General features: G+C 39.7%; 15 protein-coding genes, 1 tRNA gene and 1 rRNA gene. 9 read left to right on the top strand and 8 right to left on the bottom strand.

What is annotated here, in order from left to right; all coding sequences use genetic code 11:
* Positions 1 to 3: 3 nt before the first annotated feature.
* Genes H8B21_RS00085 through H8B21_RS00075 form a run of 3 tightly spaced genes read right to left on the bottom strand, consistent with a single transcriptional unit; the run spans position 4 to position 4,739 of the window.
* Entirely contained in the window at positions 4 to 3,072 is a 3,069-nt protein-coding gene (locus H8B21_RS00085; protein ID WP_190311766.1) for a type I restriction endonuclease subunit R, read from the bottom strand.
* Positions 3,072 to 3,938: a nucleotidyl transferase AbiEii/AbiGii toxin family protein gene (locus H8B21_RS00080; protein WP_190311765.1), complete on the bottom strand. Its 867-nt coding sequence runs from the start codon at positions 3,936 to 3,938 to the stop codon at positions 3,072 to 3,074. The genes H8B21_RS00085 and H8B21_RS00080 overlap by 1 nt, the downstream gene beginning before the upstream one ends.
* Positions 3,939 to 4,739 carry a type IV toxin-antitoxin system AbiEi family antitoxin domain-containing protein gene (locus H8B21_RS00075; RefSeq protein ID WP_190311764.1) on the bottom strand — a complete coding sequence of 267 codons (801 nt, stop codon included), beginning with the start codon at positions 4,737 to 4,739 and terminating at the stop codon, positions 3,939 to 3,941.
* A gap of 367 nt (positions 4,740 to 5,106) precedes the next feature.
* On the opposite strand from H8B21_RS00075, the gene H8B21_RS00070 reads away from it, so the two are divergent.
* Positions 5,107 to 6,750 (top strand): recombinase family protein, encoded by a 1,644-nt coding sequence (locus tag H8B21_RS00070; RefSeq protein WP_190311763.1) that lies wholly within the window; start codon positions 5,107 to 5,109, stop codon positions 6,748 to 6,750.
* Positions 6,751 to 6,940: 190 nt separating this feature from the next.
* Here the strand turns inward: H8B21_RS00070 and H8B21_RS00065 are convergent.
* From H8B21_RS00065 to H8B21_RS00045, 5 genes are all read right to left on the bottom strand, one after another.
* Positions 6,941 to 7,014: transfer RNA gene (locus H8B21_RS00065), tRNA-Pro, on the bottom strand.
* A 123-nt stretch (positions 7,015 to 7,137) separates the two neighbouring features.
* On the bottom strand, positions 7,138 to 7,740 hold the full coding sequence (locus H8B21_RS00060) for an IbrB-like domain-containing protein (protein WP_190311762.1): 603 nt from the start codon (positions 7,738 to 7,740) through the stop codon (positions 7,138 to 7,140).
* Complete coding sequence (locus tag H8B21_RS00055) at positions 7,733 to 8,941, bottom strand: phosphoadenosine phosphosulfate reductase (protein ID WP_190311761.1); 1,209 nt, start codon at positions 8,939 to 8,941, stop codon at positions 7,733 to 7,735. The genes H8B21_RS00060 and H8B21_RS00055 overlap by 8 nt, the downstream gene beginning before the upstream one ends.
* Before the next feature lie 215 nt (positions 8,942 to 9,156).
* Positions 9,157 to 9,588, bottom strand: coding sequence for a hypothetical protein (locus tag H8B21_RS00050; protein WP_190311760.1), 432 nt, complete (start codon positions 9,586 to 9,588; stop codon positions 9,157 to 9,159).
* Positions 9,589 to 9,708: 120 nt separating this feature from the next.
* Complete coding sequence (locus H8B21_RS00045; RefSeq protein ID WP_190311759.1) at positions 9,709 to 12,273, bottom strand: ATP-dependent Clp protease ATP-binding subunit; 2,565 nt, start codon at positions 12,271 to 12,273, stop codon at positions 9,709 to 9,711.
* Between the two features lie 180 nt (positions 12,274 to 12,453).
* Between H8B21_RS00045 and ettA the strand changes: the two genes are divergently transcribed.
* The 8 genes from ettA to H8B21_RS00005 all read left to right on the top strand — a co-directional run.
* The gene (ettA, locus tag H8B21_RS00040; protein ID WP_190311758.1) at positions 12,454 to 14,136 is read left to right on the top strand and encodes an energy-dependent translational throttle protein EttA; all 1,683 of its coding nucleotides are present in this window, start codon (positions 12,454 to 12,456) and stop codon (positions 14,134 to 14,136) included.
* A 5-nt stretch (positions 14,137 to 14,141) separates the two neighbouring features.
* The gene (locus tag H8B21_RS00035) at positions 14,142 to 15,326 is read left to right on the top strand and encodes a PAS domain-containing sensor histidine kinase (protein WP_190312893.1); all 1,185 of its coding nucleotides are present in this window, start codon (positions 14,142 to 14,144) and stop codon (positions 15,324 to 15,326) included.
* A 12-nt stretch (positions 15,327 to 15,338) separates the two neighbouring features.
* A complete protein-coding gene (locus tag H8B21_RS00030; RefSeq protein ID WP_190311757.1) occupies positions 15,339 to 16,409 on the top strand; it encodes a response regulator in 1,071 nt (356 codons plus the stop codon).
* 99 nt (positions 16,410 to 16,508) lie between these two features.
* Positions 16,509 to 16,952, top strand: coding sequence for a Rossmann-fold NAD(P)-binding domain-containing protein (locus tag H8B21_RS00025; RefSeq protein WP_190311756.1), 444 nt, complete (start codon positions 16,509 to 16,511; stop codon positions 16,950 to 16,952).
* Positions 16,936 to 18,294: an oxygen-independent coproporphyrinogen III oxidase gene (hemN, locus tag H8B21_RS00020; protein WP_190311755.1), complete on the top strand. Its 1,359-nt coding sequence runs from the start codon at positions 16,936 to 16,938 to the stop codon at positions 18,292 to 18,294. The genes H8B21_RS00025 and hemN overlap by 17 nt, the downstream gene beginning before the upstream one ends.
* Positions 18,295 to 18,321: 27 nt before the next feature.
* Positions 18,322 to 20,730 (top strand): heavy metal translocating P-type ATPase, encoded by a 2,409-nt coding sequence (locus H8B21_RS00015; protein WP_190311754.1) that lies wholly within the window; start codon positions 18,322 to 18,324, stop codon positions 20,728 to 20,730.
* Positions 20,731 to 20,815: 85 nt separating this feature from the next.
* Positions 20,816 to 20,983, top strand: coding sequence for a cbb3-type cytochrome oxidase assembly protein CcoS (ccoS, locus tag H8B21_RS00010; RefSeq protein ID WP_190311753.1), 168 nt, complete (start codon positions 20,816 to 20,818; stop codon positions 20,981 to 20,983).
* Between the two features lie 607 nt (positions 20,984 to 21,590).
* A 16S ribosomal RNA gene (locus H8B21_RS00005) occupies positions 21,591 to 21,684 on the top strand; the annotation flags it as partial.

Below are 21,684 nucleotides of genomic sequence, written 5' to 3'. Positions count from 1 at the left end.
GTTTTATATATTTCCGCGTAATTGGTAATATTCTTTCCCAATCAAATTACTTATGTTTTGACGCGTGGTAGCGTCCAGTTCCATTTTTTCTTTCACTACAAACTGTTGGGCGACTAATTTTACGACATAACGGTCGAACCATGCTTGGTTCTCTAAGATGTCCTCTTGTCCTTCCAGTTTTTCATCCACTTCGAGCTTCACTTGCATCAGCGCACGGTGCAACTGCATTTCTTTAGCCGATAAACTTCCTTTTTCGGTCAAACGTTTGTGGATACGTGCATATTTTTCATCATGATTGTACTTTGCTCGTAACAAAGCATTTTTACGGTTGAGCTCTTTGGCTTGATCGTAGATCTGGCGAAGCAATTGCATGTTTTCCACCATATCCTCCTGATTGGTTTCCGACAGGTTTTTCTTTCGAAAGATTCTTTCCAGCTCTTCTTTTAAACTGATAAAAGCGGGGTCACCGGTGTCAAAATTCTGCTGTAGAGCTTCCCTTGTTTTACGAAGTTGGTCTTTGTACTCATCTGCTAAGCGCAATTCTTCTTCACCTACTTTAATAAATTGGAAAACGATATCTTCCAGTGCGGCGTCTAACAGGTTACGGGTTTCATCACTGTTCTCTAGGCTTTCTACAAAGTTTAGATTATCCAATCGGCATTGCGCTTCCAAGAGTAAGCGGTTCAGCACGGCAAAGTCCACTAATTCTCCTAGACCTTCGTAGCCATTAATCGAAATAATGTTTTTCAGCTCCTTGGCCGTACGTAATGCTTTGACCAATCGTATCAACTCATGCTTATCGTGTATCGCTGCAATTTGTTGGGAGAAAATTTCCCGATTTTGCGTGTCGTAATGAAATAATGTTCCTTGAATTTCATTTATTTCGGTGCGAATCTCGGCCTCGGATTTGAATAAATGTGAATACATTTCCATCTCATCGCCCAATTGTTCCTGCAACTCCTGAAAATACAATTGGTTGGTGCGGTCGAAGGCCTTTGAAATATCTGCAAAATCCACGACGTAGCCATATTGATAATTTTTATAAGGACGATTCACACGCGTCAACGTCTGCAATAAATTATGATCCTGGATAACCCGGGCCAAATACAACTTTTTCAATCGTTTGGCGTCAAACCCAGTCAATAGCATATTGTAAACGAATAGAATGTCAATCTTTCCGCTTTTGAAAGCCTCGATCAAATCTTTGCGGATTTGTTTATCATTCTCGTCATGTAATATCAAAGCTGCAGTCAGCTTTTCTTTTCGCCTATCGCCATAGGGAACTCCGGGATCAGCAGCTATGGACAAATTCTGTACATGTATCTCTTGTTGCCCATACCTTTCTTCAAATAACTGGAAGAGCATTTTAGCCTGCTTGGACGAATCACAAACCACCATTCCGCCAAGTGTTTCATCCCTCCAATAATCCCTGAAATCCTCAATGTCTTTAGCAATATAATCCAACAATCCTTGCGCAAACCTCCGGTCAGCATAGACATCAGACGCCTTGATATCACCTCTGAGCACTTTAATTTGCTCTATGACTTCCTTCATCTCCATTTTGAAGCTGCCTTCAATTTCTTCACGGATCAGTCTTAGGGTATATCCGTCGGCGATAGAACGATTGTAATAGTATTTATGAATATAGTTACCAAAGAGTAATTTAGAGTCATATTCCTTAGCTACTTCCTTTAATAGCGGTGTGCCGGTAAGCGCAATTTTTACCGCATTTTTATCGGAATTAATCAGATTGGCTAAATAGTTACCCTTTGGATTGTAGCTTCTGTGCGCCTCGTCCAAAAAGAAAATACGCTGCGTATTGATATCGTACCCGATATCTTCGGGAACAGTGGAGTCTTCGCTGAATTTTTGAATATTAACAACCGTGATTTCAGCCTGTCCGCTATCGTTATGAATGGCACCAACCACCTTTAAATCTGCAATAAACTCTTGGCGGGAATTAACCTTATTGACTTTCAACCCACGTTTGGCAAATTCATTGGAGGCTTGAATTAATAAATCCAATCGGTCAACAATAAAATAGAACTTAGGGATAATTTGCTTTTTCTGATAATAGTCGGTAAGATGCTTTACATTGTAAAACGCCAAAGCAGTTTTTCCAGAACCTTGCGTATGCCATATGATCCCCTTCGTCTTTCCTTCTTCCAATTTTGCAGCTATCGCCATGGTTGCAAATACCTGAGGGTACCGCATAATATGTTTTTGCAATCCGTTTTCTTCACGAACATAAGCGATGGAATAACGTAAGAGGAATGCCAATCGCTCTCTGCTGAACAAAGATATAAGCATACGGTGCGTAGGAGTATACGGCTCCTTGTTGGTTTTAAACTCTGGGCTATGTTTGATAACTAGCAGATTGTTATCTTTCAAAACAAAATTTTCTTGTTCGTCAGATAGCGCAAGTAATTCCTGCTTTACCGGATAGTCTGCATCTTCACGAAAATAATTGAAATGCAAATCGGAATAGGCCGAAGTAGCATAAAAAGCCCCAAATACAGGTTCTACAATACCATCTTCATATTCCATATTATTGGAAAACACCATCAACTGTGTCGCATTGGCAAATTTCCTAAAGTGCTTCTGTTTGAAACGTGTGTTGATACGGCGTCGTTCTGCCAAAACACCTTCCTTGTTGTGCGGTTTCTTTACCTCTACGAATGCGAGTGGCATTCCGTTGATGAGCAGGGTGATGTCTGGTCGAAATTCTTCGTCTCCATTCTTGCAGATCAATTCAGTGGTAACATGAAAACTATTGTTATTGAAATTTTTAAAGTCAATCAGCTTAATGCCCGAAGTCGCTGTTAAGCGCTGGTAGAATTTTTCACCAATATCTTCGTAATCAAGCTCCAAACTAACTTCATCCAATACTCTTTTTAACTCTTCCAGTTGAGCGCTCGGATTGATTTTTTGTAAGCTTTCTAAAAATATCGAATCGAAAATATTGGTATCTTCTCTTCGAATATGTTCTCTTAATGGAATATAGGTATAGCCCAACTTCATTAAATTGAGAAGGGCAGGAATCTTTACTCGTGAGTTTTCATTGAATGCCATTATATCTTTTCGAAGATTTTATTAAACAATAGTTCCAAGTCCTTTTTAACTTCATCAAAAGCAGGTAGCTTTCTAGTCGCGATCTGATGCCCTAAACTATTTTTCCATGCTCGTTTCACCGTGTTTTCACTTTTAGCATTCAGAAGCTGTTCTACTCCTGTAAATTCAAGTCCTTTAAATGCCATTTTTGCTAAAAATGCCTGCTTGATCTCCGTCCAATCGAGATCGCTGACATGCTTGGATAAATACCATATATCATAATAGTCGCGTGGTGCTGTATAGGAGCGTTGTATTAAGGCTCTTAACTTTTCAGACAACACTTCTCTTACATCGTAACAGGCAATTTCATTTACTGCATAGGTTAGCTGATCAGAATAATCGTGATACACCGTTTTCAAAGTTGGTTCGAACAGCATCTTCTCGTGCAGAATAATTTCAATCTTAATCGAAGTGGTCCACCTGGAAGGATCTGGCGGAATTTGGTCCCTGGAATGATCGGCTCCCCAAAATTTAACAATGGCAGCGAACCCCATAGGCATATCATTATGACGAAGGGGCGTAAGCTTTTCCAAATGTAGTGGCATACCCGTACGATCTTGTACTAACAACATGATTTGCCTCAATAGATCTTCATCCAATTGAAAATCCGGATCGATGGATGTAAAATCTAAATCTTCTGAAAAACGATAATCTGGGATATAACATTTCCGTAAACATGTTCCTCCTTTGAAGATTAGTGCTTCTCTGCAAGAATCTATCGAAAATATAGCATCGACAAAATGACCCAATACCCAATCCTTGTCAATGGTACTTCTGGACACTTCGTGTTCCAACGCGTTCTTCTCTATTTCCTTTTTCAGTATCATTTAGTATTGCTTATTGGATATGTCTAACAATTCTTCCCGGCTGATATTTAACCTCAATCGCCATTCAGCTACAAATTCACCTTCTTCCAATCCCTGGGGATCAAACAAGTTATATCTATTATTTACCTGTTTCTTGGCAAAATCTATAAAAGGATCCATGTCTATAATCTGGAGAAGTTCAACCAAATAGCCAATACGTTTGGTGACAGCTATATTATTCACTGCCTGGCAGTACTCGATTAATTTATTGGGTTGCAATTGCGCTTGGCCAACGGCTCTGATCAATTCCGCATAACCACCAGAATGTTGAGGTAGGTCAAAGCAATCGACTATTGTTTTCTCTACATCGGTTATCGGGTACTGAAGGTTACCGTAACCATTGTGTATGACTCCTGTTTTTTTATTAGGTGCTATCCTAACGAATTTATAAGAAGTGCCTAAGATTGACTTATCGTTTTTTTGATGAGTCGTCTGAATAAAGACGGTATTGGAGAACTGTTCTGTCAACCCGTGTAAATTTAGCGCTGACCAATAAGCCACGGCACTATTCTCTACGATGAAAGTTCCTATTACATATTCATCTCTAAAACTTTGCCTGCAAAATTTACCTTTCTCGATCCGTACAAGGAGTTCTTTATTAACCAGATTCTCTAGAATTTCACTTAAGTTGTCAAACTTTTGTTCCAATAATTGTTCGATTTCGGAGAATTTGAACAGCTGTATTTCATAGTCATCCAGCAACTTTAAGAACTCAAGTTGGGGCTTCGTAAGATGTTCTGATATATAAACGCTGTCTGCCATATTACCTTTTGTTTTACGATAAGACCTAAAAATTGGGTCTTATCATAAGACGATTGGTAAAGATATAAAAATAATCAATACAGATTCAATTTTTCCACGACAGCCTCCGTAATGCTTATCAGCACTATTTTTCCTAATATACGACTACGAGAGGCGTAGGTTGATGGATCAAATCTACTAGCTAAATGAATGTATGTACTGCAGGTTAAAGCTGTGTATCTAAGTATGTAAAAAGCTTTTAATGACATTCATATTAAAGAAACCGAATAAATTCAAAAGGACACTCCTGATAAGACAAAGCAAGAAATCAATAAATCTTCTGCAAGCTGTTATCTTTTGCACATTAACACAAAACAACTTTAGAATCATGCAAACAGCAATCATTTACATCAGAGTCAGCACAGACGAACAAGCACAGAAAGGATACTCACAGCGTAGCCAGGAAGAAAAATTAAATAAATATTGTAAAGATAATCATATTGAAATTGTCCTGACCATATTTGAAGACCATTCAGCAAAAAACTTCGAACGGCCGGCTTGGATTACCATGATGAAACAATTAAATATTAACAGAACTGCAAGACCAAACCTTATTCTATTTACACGTTGGGATCGATTTAGTCGGAATACAGCAAATGCATATTATACAATCAACCAACTCCAAAAGCTGGGCATTGAACCTCAGGCTATAGATCAACCTTTGGATATGTCGATACCTGAAAACAAAGTATTATTGGCGATGTACATCGTCACAGCGGAAGTAGAGAACGACCGAAGATCTTTAAATATCAAACAAGGTATACACAAAGCAAAAAAAGAAGGGCGGTATATGGGTCGAGCACCTATAGGTTATCTCAATATATCGTTACCAGACGGCACAAAAACAATCGTTCCCCGTGAGCCAGAAGCAACATTAATCAAAAAAATGTTCGAAGGATTCGATGAAAATGTGTCTGTTCGCTCTTACTATAAAAGAGTTCTCAAAACAGGGTTAAAATGTAGTTTAAATGCTTTCTTCAATATACTTCAAAATCCGGTCTATTGTGGTAAAATAAGAGTTCCATCTTTAGATGGAAAAAATATAGTAGAGGTTCACAGAATCCATAATCCTTTAATTTCGATAGAACTTTTTGATGAAGTACAATCAAGAATTAAACGACGCGACAAAAAATACGTTAAACAAAGCGCCAATAGTGAGCTTATGTTTAAAGGAATGCTCAATTGCCCACTTTGTTTAAAAAAAATGTCGGGCAGTGGCTCAAAGGGAAGGTCTAAAAAGTACTTTTATTATCACTGCTCTTCTTCTTGCGGCTACCGTATAAGAGCCGATAAAGTAAATGAAAACTTATTATCAGGGATTAGTCTGCTAAAACCAAATGTGGAATATACTCCAATTTTCGAAGATCTTATCAGAAAGATTTACGACAAATTGTACGAACAAAAATCTATTGACAAAACCAATATCAACAGATCTCTACATAAAATGATAGAACGAGTTGCTAATGCAAGGGAGCTTTTAGTTAAAGGTACTATTGACGAAGAAGACTATCTTACAATAAAATCAGATTGTGAGAATAGAATTGACATTTTAGGTGCACAAATCAATGATGCTTATAAACTTGATGTACAACAGAAGCAGGGTTTAGAAAAGCTCACATCATGCTTTTTAAAACCTGCCTGTCTTTTTCAAGATATCGACAATTCTATCATATTAAAAGTGGCTTCTCTTTTTCTAAACGAGAATTTAGTCTATAATGATAATGATATTATAAATTATCTCAAAGATGAGGTTAAGATAGTCTATGGATTCCAATATCTAAATAGTGAAGAGAGTTTTGAAGAAACAACAACGTGTAATTTTAGCAAAGAACAACAAGAATTAATCACAAGCATTATTAAAATTGAACTTGATAAAGGAAATAAAATATCGATTCGAAAAGCTATCAAAATTTCATCTTTCCTAACAAGACTGACGGAAATTTGCATTTCTACGAAAATGAAATTGGATTGAAGCGGTTCGAAACCTGTTAACAATATTTCCAAATTTTCATCTTTTAGCTCAAAAAAACTAAAGATATGGATCTAGTGCTTCTTTAATTAGTTAGAATTTTTACCGGAAGAGCCTTGCTATAGCAATAAAAAAGGGATTAAAATGAAAAATGGCACCATTTGTCTTCCAATGGCACCATTTGTCGTTTTAGTCGGGGTGGCAGGATTCGAACCTACGACCTCCACATCCCAAATGTGGCGCGATACCGGGCTACGCTACACCCCGAAAAGGTATCACCTTTTTTGTGTGGCACAAATATACGGCAAATTTGATTGTTGTCAAGATATTTTTTCTTCTTCAGACTTAAATAATTGATAATATGGGCGATATTCTTACATATGTAATTTCCTATATCCCCCAAGACTTGGAAAATTCCTTGTCTTGAAAAGCTTCCGCAAGTCCTGTTATTTGCTTTAGTCTTAATACCTCATCGGGATCCATTCCTAATTCATCACCAATGCGTTTGTTTGTCCAATCGTTCCGTTTTAGGAAAGCGACAAGCTTCGCCGATAATTCCACTTGATGAGTACCGCGGGCCATATTATGCCTAACCGTAGAAGCTACCCGGTTTTCCAGTGTCTTATCTAGGCGTGTAACGGGAAGATAACCTTTTAAGTCATCCCTAATCTCTTGTACCTCTTTGCATACGGCCGTCCGGTGAAAGCCGTCAACAACCACCCAGTTGTTCCCTTTTTTCTCACTTGCAACAACCACCGGCATGGTCAGCCCATCTTTCTTAATGGACAGTGCCAACAATTTCATTTCAGGTGGCGCAACTTTGTTTGGATTATAATCATTTCCTTCCACCCGGTCAATAGGTACAAGCTGCACGTTCAATGACGGATGCTCGATACCGATGAATTCATAAAGCTGTTGTGAAATTTGATTATATAACTCTACTTTTTTTTCAAACGGCGCTGTTTTGTGTTTTTCTAATAGCTGGCTAATCATCTTGATGGTAGTGTGGTATTTTTAAAAATATGTTTAATTGCTTTTGCATTTCTCCTTTTGTTTGCGAGAAAGACAATCCTCTACACCAGTAATCGTTTTTTAACAAAACCTTACAGATTCTTCTCCAAGAAGGAGCTTTTCGTTGTGACTCCAGCTTTGGGTCAGCGATTTCGGGGATGTCTTCTTCAAAACCGTTTTTTTTCCAATATGCGAGAAACTTATCAATTTTTCTTTGATAGTGTGCTTGGAGATAAGGAGGCATGGTATCGAGTAAGAACTTCGCGTAGCTTTTATACGTGTGGTTTTCTGGAAGGTTCATGCGAAAGTTGCCGAAAGCTGTTCGATTGTTTACCGAGTACCGATTACCGAAATTGGCCCCCTCTACACGATTGACTACCTTTGCCCAGGTCTCCGGTTCTAGTATTTTATATAGATACAAGCCTTTCCGTTGATCGTCGCCGAAAGGTTGGCATAATCTCATTTGAGACAAAGAAACGCCGGCGAGATGCATCAAATCGTATGCTTTGTTATAATCGTATCCATATTTACCATTGGCTATCCATATATCCCTTGCTTTCCAGTCGTATAATGGATAAAAACTGTATAGCTGAGGCGCCATAAGTGTGCTCCATTGCCGACGTTTATAGCGCCCCTTGGTGAGGTTGGCAATTGTAAGATACCGGTTAAAGCTTTCGTCCGTTCGGATGCCTACCAGGCATGCCGTTTCTACCCCTTGTGAGAACCATTCTCCAAATGCTCTTACGAACTCTTCAAACTCCATTCCTTTTCGGAAGAAAGGGAAATAATTGATGTCTTTGATAACAGATGGATGATCTGGATACTCCCGTACCCAAGCATCGCGTTTTTCTTCATCCCAACAAACCCAATGTGTCTGGTACTGGCTGACAGCATTTCGTAGATGGATGGGTAGACAGACCCAATAAGCTTTTACTTCTTCACGGGAGACAGTGCGAGTGATGTATTCAACGGTATGGTTATATTGTGCTTCTAAGTCGACAATCAGGACATCTATGGGTAACTTATTATGGCGTCGAGCAGCTTCAATGGCCATGTTTAGCATAACCCCACTGTCTTTACCTCCACTGAAAGAGATGTAAACTTTGTCGAAGTTCTCATATATAAAATCAAAACGCTTTTCTGCCGCATCGTAAACCGATACATCATTGTACTTTTTATACATGGTCGAGGTTTTATATTGTCTAGCCTCTTAAAAAGAGAAAAATATTTCCTTAATGAAGGAAACAATTTACGAATTTTTCTTCAAAAAACAATTTTAATTGATTGATTCTTAACAACAATCCCCGGCCTCTATAAAGCAACCACCAGTGTAAAAACAAACACAGCCATGTACAAAGACATGGCTGTGTTTTATATTAAAGGGCTAATAAGGAGGTATTAATTGCCTCCAGCGTCAGCGTCTGTTAAGGTAATCTTTACCGACATTGTTGGAGGAGCATGGTAGTCATCGTTTCTGTCTTCAGCAAAAAGAGTCACCCATCCAACAGTATAATTAACCGAATAATGTACTCCATTAATCGTCGCAGGAATAATATCATAAGAATCTGAACCAGGAAGGCGAATAGCAACCTGTACAGTGCCACTTTGGTAATAGGTTTCGTCCAATTCGGGAAAGTCTAAATCTGCTTGATAAACTCCCACACCTATTTCTTCCCAACTACTTGATTGAACTGTAGGAGAGTAAGAAATCCCCGGCAAATAGTTTGTTATATATTCTTTTGTACAACTACTCGTCACAGCCAAGGTGGCGGTGCCGACTAAAAAGGCTAATAGAAATTTTTTCATGTGTATCGTATTAAGGGTTGTCAAATTTTGTTTATATTCAATAAGACGTTAAAAAACGTTAATAGTTTAAATAAAGCAAAAAATAAGCCAAATAAAAAGCGCTATGTCTTTTGGCATAGCGCTTTTTTTATTTTGATTGAAAAACTATTCCTTTTCTTTATCGTTAGATTCCGAAACATCCGATTCAATGGAATCACCGGGTACTTCTTTCGGATTGACACTATTAACGGTGATTTCTTTTTTATCATCGTCATAGTCAATATTCAATTGAGAACCATTTTTTACTTCGCCTTTCAATATTTCTTCAGCGATCGGATCCTCGAGATATTTTTGGATAGCCCGTTTCAACGGACGTGCACCAAAATTACTGTCGTATCCTTTCTCCGCGATATAATCTTTTGCTTGATCTGTGAGCGTAATATGGTAGCCCAGTCCCTCAATACGATAAAATAATGATTTCAATTCGATGTCGATAATCTTAAAGATATGCTCTTTACTTAACGAGTTGAATACAATAACATCATCGATACGGTTCAAGAACTCCGGTGCAAAAGCACGTTTGAGCGCTGTTTCAATAACTCCTCTGGAATGTGAATCCGCTTGTGTTGCTTTTGCAGCTGTGGTAAACCCTACACCTTGTCCGAACTCTTTCAGCTGACGTGCACCGATATTCGAGGTCATGATGATAATCGTATTGCGGAAATCCACTTTCCGACCCAAGCTATCCGTTAATTGACCTTCATCCAATACCTGTAGCAATAAGTTGAATACATCCGGGTGCGCTTTCTCGATTTCATCCAGTAAAACGACCGCATACGGTTTGCGACGTACTTTTTCGGTCAACTGGCCACCTTCTTCATAGCCTACATATCCCGGAGGCGCTCCGACCAAGCGTGACACCGCGAATTTTTCCATATATTCACTCATGTCAATTTGGATCAGTGCATCTTCCGAATCAAACATGAAACGAGCCAACTCTTTCGCTAATTCAGTTTTACCTACACCCGTAGGACCCAAGAAAATAAAGGAACCGATAGGTTTCTTCGGATCTTTCAATCCGGCGCGAGTCCGTTGTATAGCTTTCACTAATTTTTGTACAGCGTCATCTTGACCGATAATACGACCCTTAACCGCTTCCCCCATATTCAATAGTTTCTGGCTATCTGATTGGCTTACGCGTTGTACCGGAATACCCGTCATCATGGACACTACTTCCGCTACATTATCTTCGGATACCGTATAGCGTTTGGATTTCGTTTCCGCTTCCCAAGCCGCTTTTTCCTTTTCGAGTTGATCAAGTAGTTTCTTCTCCGTATCCCGGAGCTTTGCTGCTTCCTCGTATTTCTGGCTGCGAACGACTTTATTTTTTTCTACCTTAACCTCTTCGATTTTTTCTTCGATATCTAAAATAGATTGTGGAACATGGATATTGTTCAAGTGTACACGCGATCCTGCTTCATCCAAAGCATCAATAGCCTTGTCAGGTAAGAAACGATCGGTGATATACCGCGTTGTCAATGATACACAAGCTTCTACTGCATCCGGTGTATACGTAACGTTGTGATGCTCTTCGTATTTATCTTTGATACGATTCAAAATCTCTATCGTTTCGTCATGCGAAGCGGGCTCGACAACGACTTTCTGAAAACGACGATCCAATGCACCATCTTTTTCGATATACTGACGGTATTCATCTAATGTGGTAGCACCGATACATTGGATTTCGCCTCGAGCCAAAGCAGGTTTGAACATATTCGAAGCGTCCAACGAACCCGAAGCACCGCCTGCTCCCACAATGGTATGGATCTCATCAATAAATAAAATCACATCGGGCGATTTTTCCAACTCGTTCATCACGGCTTTCATACGCTCTTCAAACTGACCACGATATTTTGTTCCAGCTACTAAAGAAGCTAAATCAAGCGTGACAACCCGTTTGTTGAATAATACCCGAGATACCTTGCGTTGCACAATGCGTAAAGCTAAGCCTTCGGCAATAGCCGACTTACCAACGCCAGGTTCCCCAATTAGAATCGGGTTGTTTTTCTTACGACGAGAAAGAATCTGTGAAACACGTTCAATTTCTTTCTCACGTCCTACAATAGGATCCAATCGGCCTTCTTCTGCCGCTTTGGTTAAATCCCGTCCGAAATTGTCTAGTACAGGGGTTTTTGACTTAATGTCCGAAACTTTCTTTGGTGCTGTAAATTGTTGATCGTCGTCTGCAAAATCATCATCTCCGGTAGGCGAACTCGACGCCTCGTCGGTAATGGTTGTTTTATTTTGCTCAACTTCGCTCTTAAATAAATCATACGTAATGCTGTATTGCTGTAAGACCTGAGACGCGATATTCTCCTCGTCCCGTAAAATCGCCAACAATAAGTGTTCTGTACCAATTACATCACTTTTGAAAATCTTAGCCTCCAAATATGTTATTTTTAGTACTTTTTCAGCCTGTTTAGTCAATGGCATATTTCCGATAGGTGCCCGGGACATGGACGACCCTTTTACGGCATCTTCGGTAGACTGACGGATTGATCCTATATCGACTCCAATATTTTTCAAAATCTTTATCGCCACTCCATCGCCTTCACGAATCAAGCCGAGCAAAAGATGTTCTGTGCCAATATAATCATGGCGAAGTCGTAGCGCTTCTTCTCGACTGTAAGAAATAACATCTTTTACGCGTGGTGAAAATTTTGCTTCCATTATTTACCTTTCCTTATTTTAATGATAGGATGATATAAATGTATAAAAATAAATTATAAATCCTATGCTATGTTCTATCAGATTTATCAATAATTACGCCATAGCCCCGAAACTATCAAAATGGCAGTCCTCCCGAACTAAAAATGACTATATTTGTACAAAAATAGGAATACAAATCTTATGTCTGACGAGAAAATTATTTTTTCAATGGCCGGTGTAAACAAGATATACCCGCCGCAAAAACAAGTTCTTAAAAACATTTATTTATCTTTTTTCTACGGAGCGAAAATTGGTGTCATTGGTTTAAATGGATCCGGTAAATCCTCCTTACTGAAAATTATTGCCGGTCTAGATAAATCTTATCAGGGAGAAGTAGTTTTTTCGCCAGGTTATACCGTGGGTTATCTGGCGCAGGAACCCCAGCTGGACGATGAAAAAACTGTAAAAGAAATTGTGGAAGAGGGAGTGGCTGAGACGACGGCAATCCTAAAAGAATATGAAGAAATAAACGAGAAATTTGGCTTGCCCGAGGTATACGAAAATCCAGATGAAATGGATAAGTTACTTACGCGCCAAGGCGAACTGCAAGATAAGATTGACGCTACGAATGCCTGGGAATTGGATACAAAATTGGAACGTGCAATGGATGCCTTACGTTGTCCGGAACCAGATGCCAAAATTGCCAATTTGTCGGGTGGAGAGCGAAGAAGGGTGGCACTTTGTCGGTTGTTGCTTCAAGAACCGGATGTTTTACTCTTGGATGAGCCGACCAATCACTTGGACGCGGAATCCATTGATTGGTTGGAACAGCACCTACAACAATATAAAGGCACGGTTATCGCCGTTACCCACGACCGATATTTCTTAGATAATGTTGCTGGATGGATTCTAGAGTTGGATAGAGGAGAGGGAATCCCCTGGAAAGGAAATTATTCGTCTTGGTTAGACCAAAAAGCAAAACGTTTAGCACAAGAAGAGAAACAAGAGACTAAACGTCAGAAAACACTTGAACGCGAGCTAGAATGGGTGCGTATGGCACCGAAAGCAAGGCATGCAAAATCTAAGGCTCGTTTGCATAACTACGAAAAACTAGCCTCGGAAGAGACAAAAGATCGGGAAGAAAAGCTAGAACTGTTTATTCCACCGGGACCACGGTTGGGAAATACGGTTATCGAAGTTAATAATATTTCAAAGGCGTATGATGACAGACTTTTGTTTGAAAACCTCAGCTTTTCCTTGCCGCCAGCAGGTATTGTGGGTATTATTGGTCCAAATGGTGCCGGTAAAACAACCTTGTTCAGGTTGATTACAGGACAGGAGCAACCCGATGCCGGAACTTTTAAGGTAGGGGAAACGGTGGTATTAGGTTATGTAGATCAAAACCATGACGACCTTGATCCGAATAAAACGGTATGGGAAAATATCACCGAAGGTAATGATAATATTATGCTCGGGAATAGATCAATAAACTCGCGGGCATATGTGTCAAAGTTTAATTTTAATGGAGCTGACCAACAGAAGAAAGTTGGTGTATTGTCTGGAGGAGAGCGAAATCGCGTCCACCTAGCCATTACATTAAAAAAAGCATCCAATGTGTTGTTACTCGATGAACCTACAAATGATATTGATGTTAATACCCTGCGTGCGCTAGAAGAAGGATTGGAGAATTTTGGTGGATGTGCTGTTATCATTTCTCACGACCGTTGGTTTTTAGATCGTATCTGTACCCATATTCTGGCATTTGAAGGTGATTCTCAGGTTTATTTCTTCGAAGGGAACTATAGCGAATATGAAGAAAATCGTAAGAAACGTTTGGGCGACACGGGACCGAAACGCATCAAGTATAAAAAGTTGGTGAAATAAAAATGATTGATTCTGCTAGACTTCTTGAAGCTATTATTGAAAATGCGATTGATGGGATTATCACCATTGATGATCGTGGTATTGTGGAATCTATTAATCCAGCGGCGTCCATGCTTTTCGGTTACAGTCCTGAAGAGGTAATTGGGAATAATATTTCCATGCTAATGCCTGAACCCGATCACAGCCGGCATGACGAATATATTGAGCGTTATCAGAAAACAGGGATAAAAAAAATAATTGGAATTGGTCGAGAAGTTCGTGGGTTAAAGAAAGATGGCACTACCTTCCCGTTTCGATTGGCGGTCAGCGAAGTGCATTACAAAGACAAAAATATCTTTACTGGTTTTATCCATGATCTAACCAAAGAACGCGCTGCTGAAGATGAGCTGAGGAAACATGCCGATGAGTTGGAGGAAAAGGTGAGAGAACGGACAAAAGATTTGATCAAGCTAGTTTCAGAATTGGAGAAAGCAAAATCAGATGTTAGTCTGTCATTGGAAAAAGAGAAAGAGCTTAACCAAATGAAATCCCGTTTTGTCTCGATGGCATCACATGAGTTTCGTACTCCGTTGAGCTCTGTGCAATTGTCCGCCTCGTTAATAGAAAAATATGCTGAGCGCCCTGATCTTCCTAATATCATGAAACATACAAACCGTATTCGTGGTGCTGTTCAATTACTAAATAATATTCTGAATGATTTTCTGTCCTTGGAAAAATTAGAAGCGGGTAGGGTAGTGGTCAATAAAGCAGATATTAATCTAGTGCAGTTGGCCGAAGAGATAACGGAAGAGATGCAGATGATCTGTAAAAAGAATCAGCACATCGTTTATCAACATACTGGTGCAGTGGGTATGTTTTACCTCGATGCGCATTTGATTAAAAGCAGCGTTATCAATTTGATATCGAATGCTATAAAATATTCCGGAGAAAATACCTTTATCGAGTTTTCTACAGAGATAAAAGACGATGTTTGCATCATCTGCATTAAGGATAACGGTATCGGAATTCCGATAGAAGATCAGAAAAGTTTATTCGAGCCATTTTTCAGAGCGCACAATACCGGAAATATACCCGGAACAGGTTTAGGTCTTAACATCGTTAGGCGCTATGTCGAGTTGATGGACGGTAGTTTGGAATACCATTCTGCGATAAATGAAGGAGCAATGTTCAAAATGAGTTTTCAACAATAAGTATATTGGAAAATGTCTAAAACCATACTGATAATTGAAGATAATTTCGAAATCCGGGAAGGAACGGCAGAAATACTATCATTGACTGGCGAATATAAGGTATTGACAGCAGTCGATGGAAAAGAGGGTGTAGATATGGCTTTTAAGCATCACCCGGATCTTATCTTATGTGATATTATGATGCCGGAACTTGACGGATACGGTGTATTATATATGTTGAGCAAAAACGAAACGACTGCTGATATCCCATTTATTTTCCTAACGGCCAAGTCAGAGAGAACAGACATCCGCAAGGCAATGGAAATGGGGGCTGATGACTATTTAACAAAGCCATTTGACGATATTGAGCTGCTCAATGCGATAGAAAGCCGTTTTCGTAAGCGAGAGAAGCGTATCGTTAACCAATTAATTACTGATTCGTCGAAAGGAACAACTTTACAGCTGAGTGAGGAAGAGCAAAATTATCTGTTACAGGGTTTGGTAAAAGAGGCACGTGTGAAGGCTTTAAAGAAGAAACAGCATATTTATGAAGCAGGAGATACGCCACTTTTTATCTATTACTTGCTTAAAGGTAAAATACGTAGTTTTTTATTGTACCAGGATGGGCGTGAATTATCAACGGGTATTTACGTAGATGACAGCTTTTTTGGTTATGGAGCACTGCTGCTTAATGAACAATATAGCGATAATGCTGAAGCTCTTGAAGACTGTGAAATCGCATTGATCCCGAAAGAACGTTTTTTCGAATTGCTTTACAACAAACCAGCTATCGCGAGTAAGTTTATCACGTTGCTTTCTGGCAATATTCGGGAAAAAGAAGAACAAATGTTGGGTTTTGCTTACGATACGGTGCGTAAACGTGTAGCAAATGCATTAGTGAACGTGGCAGAAAAATCCGCACTATCCAGTAAGGATGGCGAAATTATGATTCGTATTTCTAGAGATGACCTCGCTGCCCTAGCAGGTACAGCAAATGAAACTATTAGTCGTATGCTGGCAGATTTCAAAGATGAGAGGTTGATCACGAAAACGGGTAATGCGATTATTATCCCATCTGTAGCTAAATTAAAAGCAGTTAGGTAATTAAGTGACCAATATCATTTTCTAACTTGATGCTTTGCATCCTAATCTTCCAGAGGTCTTATTATTTTTGTATCGTTTACTTTACAGAAATTCGACCCCATGAAAGCTGTCGCATATAATATTAAGGACTATGAGAAGGAATCGTTGGCGATTGCGAACGGGAAAGTTCATGATTTGACCTTGATTTCCAATTCGTTAAATCTTAGTACAATACACTACGCACATGGCAAGGAAGTGGTTATTGTTTCGGAAGATGATTTTTTGGACGGTAAATTACTGGAAGAATTACAGCGGGCAGGCGTACAGAAAATAGTTACCCGCTCCATAACTACAGATCATATCGATTTGCATCGAGCATATGATCTGGGAATCCAAATCGCAAATACCCCATATGAGGACCGTACTCCAAAAGGAATTGCAGAACAGACCATCCGAAACCTAAACTTATGGGGTAGTGGAAAATGTGTGGGTCAGGCTTGTTGTTGCATGAAAGAATGTAATGTAGTGAATGCAAACCAGATAAAAAATGAAGCAACCAAATAATAGCCTGATTGCCAAATACAATGTAGCTGCACCGCGCTACACCAGCTATCCGACGGTTCCGTTCTGGGAGAATACTATTTTTAATCCAGAAGAATGGCTGAGCCGTTTAAAAGCAACTTATAGCAAGTCAAAAAATGACGGAATAAGTTTATATGTCCATCTTCCGTTTTGCGAAAGCTTATGTACGTATTGCGGATGCAATACCCGGATTACCAAAAATCATGGTGTAGAAACCCCTTATATTAATTATATACTCCGGGAATGGGAAATGTATAAAGCCGCTATTGACGGCGAGATTGTTATCAGTGAAATACATCTGGGCGGAGGAACCCCTACTTTTTTTGAACCAACCAATCTGCAACGCCTGATCTTGGGTTTATTAGATGGCGCCGTTGTGAAAGAAGGAGCCTCTTTTTCATTTGAAGCCCATCCGGCAAACACCACAAAAGAACATCTGCGAACACTGTATAGTCTAGGTTTCCGAAGATTAAGCTTGGGCATCCAAGATTTTGATCCACATGTGCAATATCTCATTAATCGGCGCCAAACGGTGGAGGATGTACAACGTGTTATGGATGAGGCTCGTGAAATAGGATATACCTCTATTAACTTTGATTTGATATACGGATTACCGTTACAGACACAAACGACGGTACGCGATACGATAGAAAGATCGTTACGTATGTCACCTGATCGTATATCTTTTTATAGCTACGCACATGTACCGTGGATAAAGCCCGGACAGCGGCGGTTCACAGAACACGATCTGCCTGTGGGAGAAGAGAAGCTCGCACTTTATATATTAGGCAAACAAATGATCGAGGAGCAAGGTTATAAGGATGTAGGCATGGATCATTTCGCAAAACCCAAAGATGAGCTTTTCAAAGCTGCTTTATCTGGAAATCTGCATCGTAATTTTATGGGTTACGCGGATCGGTATACGCCTGTTTTAATTGGATTGGGAGTTTCATCTATTAGCGATGCTTGGAGTAGTTTCGCACAAAACGTAAAGAAAGTAGAAGATTATTATAAGCTGTTGGATGAGGGACGTTTACCCGTAATAAAAGGACATTTATTACATGAAGAAGATAAGGTGTTGCGCCGTTATATTCTGGATATGATGTGTAGAGGTAAAGTAGAACTGAAGACCGGCTTTTCGCTTAATGACGTTATTGTCGGCCGGTTACGTCCTTTAGAAAGGGATGGCCTCGTGGAGTACGTGGATGGTGATGTTATAGCGACTGAAGTTGGGAAATCATTTTTGAGGAATATATGTATGGTATTTGACCAGCGATTGCAATTATCAAAAGAACAAGAACAGTTATTTAGCCAAGCGATTTAATCACGACTTTACAACAAATAACAAAAAATGCCGGAATCAGAACAAATTGTTAGGGAAAAAAAGTGCTTCCACTGCGGAGATAAAGTGGACACAATGCCTTACATGTTGGATAACCATAGTTTTTGTTGCCTGGGATGTCAAACCGTATATCAGGTATTGCACGAAAGTAATCTACATAATTATTATCGTTACAATCAACATCCGGGAAAATCACAAAAAGAGCCAAAGGCCGATTTAAGCTATCTGGATGAACCGAATATCGTTGCTAAGCTTGTCGACTACAAAGATGAAGACATGACCATGATTACGTTCTATGTTCCGGTCATTCATTGTAGTTCGTGTATTTGGCTTTTGGAGCATCTCTATAAATTGCATACGGGCGTTAAAAGTTCGCAAGTCGATTTTATGAAGAAGCAGGCAAGTATTACGTTTAGGCATCAGGAGATTTCTTTGCGCGAATTGGTGGAGTTACTGGCTCAGATTGGTTACGAACCTAAAATCACATTGCAGGATGTGGTAAAAGAAGGTAAGAAACTCAATCAACAGGGATTGATAGCTAAAATTACCGTAGCAGGATTTTGTTTTGGAAATTCCATGATGATTAGTTTCCCAGAATACTTTGGGATGGCTGCATTTGAGCAACAATATGCTAGTTTCTTCGGTTATATGAACTTAGCATTTGGTATTCCAGTTCTACTTTATAGCGCCTCGGATTATTTTAAATCGGCGTGGTTAAGCTTAAAACAGAAGCGACTGAATTTGGATGTGCCTTTGGCATTGGGGATTTTTGTTTTGTTTTTTCGTTCAGCATTTGAAATCCTCACGCAAACAGGTCCTGGCTTTATGGACACCTTATGCAGCTTAGTGTTTTTTATCTTAATTGGTAAATGGGTGCAACAACGGACATACTACCATATCTCGTTTGAGCGGGATTATCGTTCGTATTTTCCCGTTGCGGTAACCGTAATAGAAGAGGAAAGCGAAAAACCTATACAGATCGCTGATTTGAAAGTAGGTCAACGCATCTTGGTGCGTAATAACGAAATCATCCCAGCAGATGCCATTTTACTCAAGGGGAGCGCTTCGGTTGATTTTAGTTTTGTAACAGGCGAATCGAAAGCCGTTGATAAAACATTGGGAGAGATTATTTATGCAGGAGGTAGACAAATTGGGGAGGCGATTGAATTAGAGGTTGTCAAACCCGTATCACAAAGCTACTTGACGAAATTGTGGAACAACGAGAGCTTTAAAACGCAAGAGAAAAAGTTTGATACCTTTATTGATTTTATAAGTAAATATTTTACCGTTGCGCTGGTCAGCGTAGCTGTTGTCGCTTGTATTTTTTGGCTCATCGGTGGCGATTCGTCAAAAGCATGGGGTGCGTTTACAGCGGTGTTGATTATTGCTTGTCCTTGTGCACTAGCTTTAAGTTCGCCTTTTACGCTTTCCGCTGCACTAAGTATTTTCGATCGGAATAAGTTCTATATAAAAAATACAGCTGCTATTGAGCAATTATCGGCGATAGATTGCGTGGTGTTTGATAAAACAGGAACAATTTCTTCTCCGAAATCTTCCTTGATGCTATTTGAAGGCGAATTGGATGAAGATGAACGTTCTTTGGTTTCTTCGGTATGCCGAAATTCTAATCATCCTTTAAGCAGAGAGATTGTCAAATGGATTGGTCATACGGTTATTCAGACAGCGGACGTCTTTAAAGAGATAACAGGTAAAGGTATGGAGGCTCTATTTGACACAATCGAGGTAAAAATAGGTTCTGCATCTTTTCTAGGTATTAAAAATGAATTTCAAGATGGTTCTGTGGTGTATGTGGCGATAAATGAAATGGTAAAGGGACATTTCACATTGGAGCAATCATGGCGGCAGGGATTGTCAGAGGTGGTAGGAAAATTAAGCAGAGGAGGGTATGACCTGCACTTGATTTCCGGCGATAATGAAAGACGCGCTGATGCCTTAAAGCTCATTTTCCCAAACAACGCTCGTTTACTATTTAATCAGAGTCCATCGGATAAACTGCACAAGATAGATTTTTGGCAAGACCAGGGAAAACAGGTGTGTATGTTGGGTGATGGACTTAACGATGCCGGAGCTTTGCGGAAAGCGGATTTGGGGATAGCGGTGTCTGACGATATCAACAACTTTTCACCCGGTTGCGACGCGATTTTGGATGGTGATTCGTTTGCCAAATTACCATCATTTTTTGCTTTTGCGAAAGATGCCGTTAAAGTTATACACATGAGTTTTGCCATATCGTTGACGTATAACGTGGTAGGACTGAGCTTCGCGGTACAGGGTACGATGTCTCCATTGTTTGCGGCGATTTTGATGCCGATCAGTACGGTAACCATTATTTCATTTACCAGTCTGACGACGCGTTGGTTTGCTAGACGAAGGAGATTGTTGTCCAAAGTGAGTTAAGCTACATAAAGCGATTTTAAATTCGTATCTTTAAAGATATAAATATAGATAGCTATTTAAATACCATTTTTCAATACTATTAAGAATGAGCATTATATTCTTTTTAATCGGTTGCAGTGTTTTCATCGCGTTAATATTCTTAGGAGCGTTTTTCTGGGCAAATAAGACCGGACAACATGAAGATACCTATACACCTTCTGTGCGGATTCTTTTCGACGATGAAGTAGAGGAGGAAAGTAAACCTAAAACATAATTAAAAAAATCTGATAAAGTCCATCGAAGTCCATTTAAGTCCGTCAAAGTCCGTATATCCTTTGTATTAACTTCGTGGTAACATGACGAACAATAGCCGAAGTTGTTCTGAAGTAGTTTCGAATCAATCCCGAAGCCGCTCCAAAATAGTGCCGATCAACGGTGCTCGATTTTAAATAAAAAAATATCATTCAGGTTTCCAGTGTTTTGCGTTCTGTTTGGTGGAAAAAGGGAGAAAACTGTTGGAGTGTAAGGTTAAAGTTTCTACCTTTGCACCACTCCGCGAGGGAGGGCACGGTAACCCGGTATCGGGGCGGAAATTTTAGAAAAAATATTTTTTGTTTTCTGAAAAACTTCCTTACCTTTGCCATCCCGAAAGGGTAAAAACAAGACAGAAATTCGGGCCGTTTATGACGGCAGGAAGATAGATGCCGAAGCGCGAAGCGGGGGCGAGAGAAGTTCTTTAAGATAGATGATCATGTAGCGCAGCATGCCCCCTTAGTGGGGAAGCTGTAAAGAATTACAATTTTTCCGGTCCGGGCCGTACAGTACAATTATACTGACGATCCGGTCACAGAAGAAGATGACCGGGGTCATTTTTCATTTTTACAATGGAGAGTTTGATCCTGGCTCAGGATGAACGCTAGCGGCAGGCCTAATACATGCAAGTCGGACGGGATTCCGGTGTAGCTTGCTACGCCG

This window comes from Sphingobacterium chuzhouense, from assembly GCF_014692525.1.
Lineage (GTDB): Bacteria > Bacteroidota > Bacteroidia > Sphingobacteriales > Sphingobacteriaceae > Sphingobacterium > Sphingobacterium chuzhouense.
This window is presented reverse-complemented; position numbering and strand designations above follow the sequence as displayed.

Coding starts and splice junctions, on each gene's coding strand:
- H8B21_RS00060 (WP_190311762.1), bottom strand. CDS start 7,740: ATGATTAGCCAGCTATTAGAAAAACACAAAACAGCGCCGTTTGAAAAA.
- H8B21_RS00025 (WP_190311756.1), top strand. CDS start 16,509: ATGAAAGCTGTCGCATATAATATTAAGGACTATGAGAAGGAATCGTTG.
- hemN (WP_190311755.1), top strand. CDS start 16,936: ATGAAGCAACCAAATAATAGCCTGATTGCCAAATACAATGTAGCTGCA.
- H8B21_RS00075 (WP_190311764.1), bottom strand. CDS start 4,739: ATGGCAGACAGCGTTTATATATCAGAACATCTTACGAAGCCCCAACTT.
- H8B21_RS00055 (WP_190311761.1), bottom strand. CDS start 8,941: ATGTATAAAAAGTACAATGATGTATCGGTTTACGATGCGGCAGAAAAG.
- H8B21_RS00070 (WP_190311763.1), top strand. CDS start 5,107: ATGCAAACAGCAATCATTTACATCAGAGTCAGCACAGACGAACAAGCA.
- ettA (WP_190311758.1), top strand. CDS start 12,454: ATGTCTGACGAGAAAATTATTTTTTCAATGGCCGGTGTAAACAAGATA.
- H8B21_RS00085 (WP_190311766.1), bottom strand. CDS start 3,072: ATGGCATTCAATGAAAACTCACGAGTAAAGATTCCTGCCCTTCTCAAT.
- H8B21_RS00080 (WP_190311765.1), bottom strand. CDS start 3,938: ATGATACTGAAAAAGGAAATAGAGAAGAACGCGTTGGAACACGAAGTG.
- ccoS (WP_190311753.1), top strand. CDS start 20,816: ATGAGCATTATATTCTTTTTAATCGGTTGCAGTGTTTTCATCGCGTTA.
- H8B21_RS00015 (WP_190311754.1), top strand. CDS start 18,322: ATGCCGGAATCAGAACAAATTGTTAGGGAAAAAAAGTGCTTCCACTGC.
- H8B21_RS00030 (WP_190311757.1), top strand. CDS start 15,339: ATGTCTAAAACCATACTGATAATTGAAGATAATTTCGAAATCCGGGAA.
- H8B21_RS00045 (WP_190311759.1), bottom strand. CDS start 12,273: ATGGAAGCAAAATTTTCACCACGCGTAAAAGATGTTATTTCTTACAGT.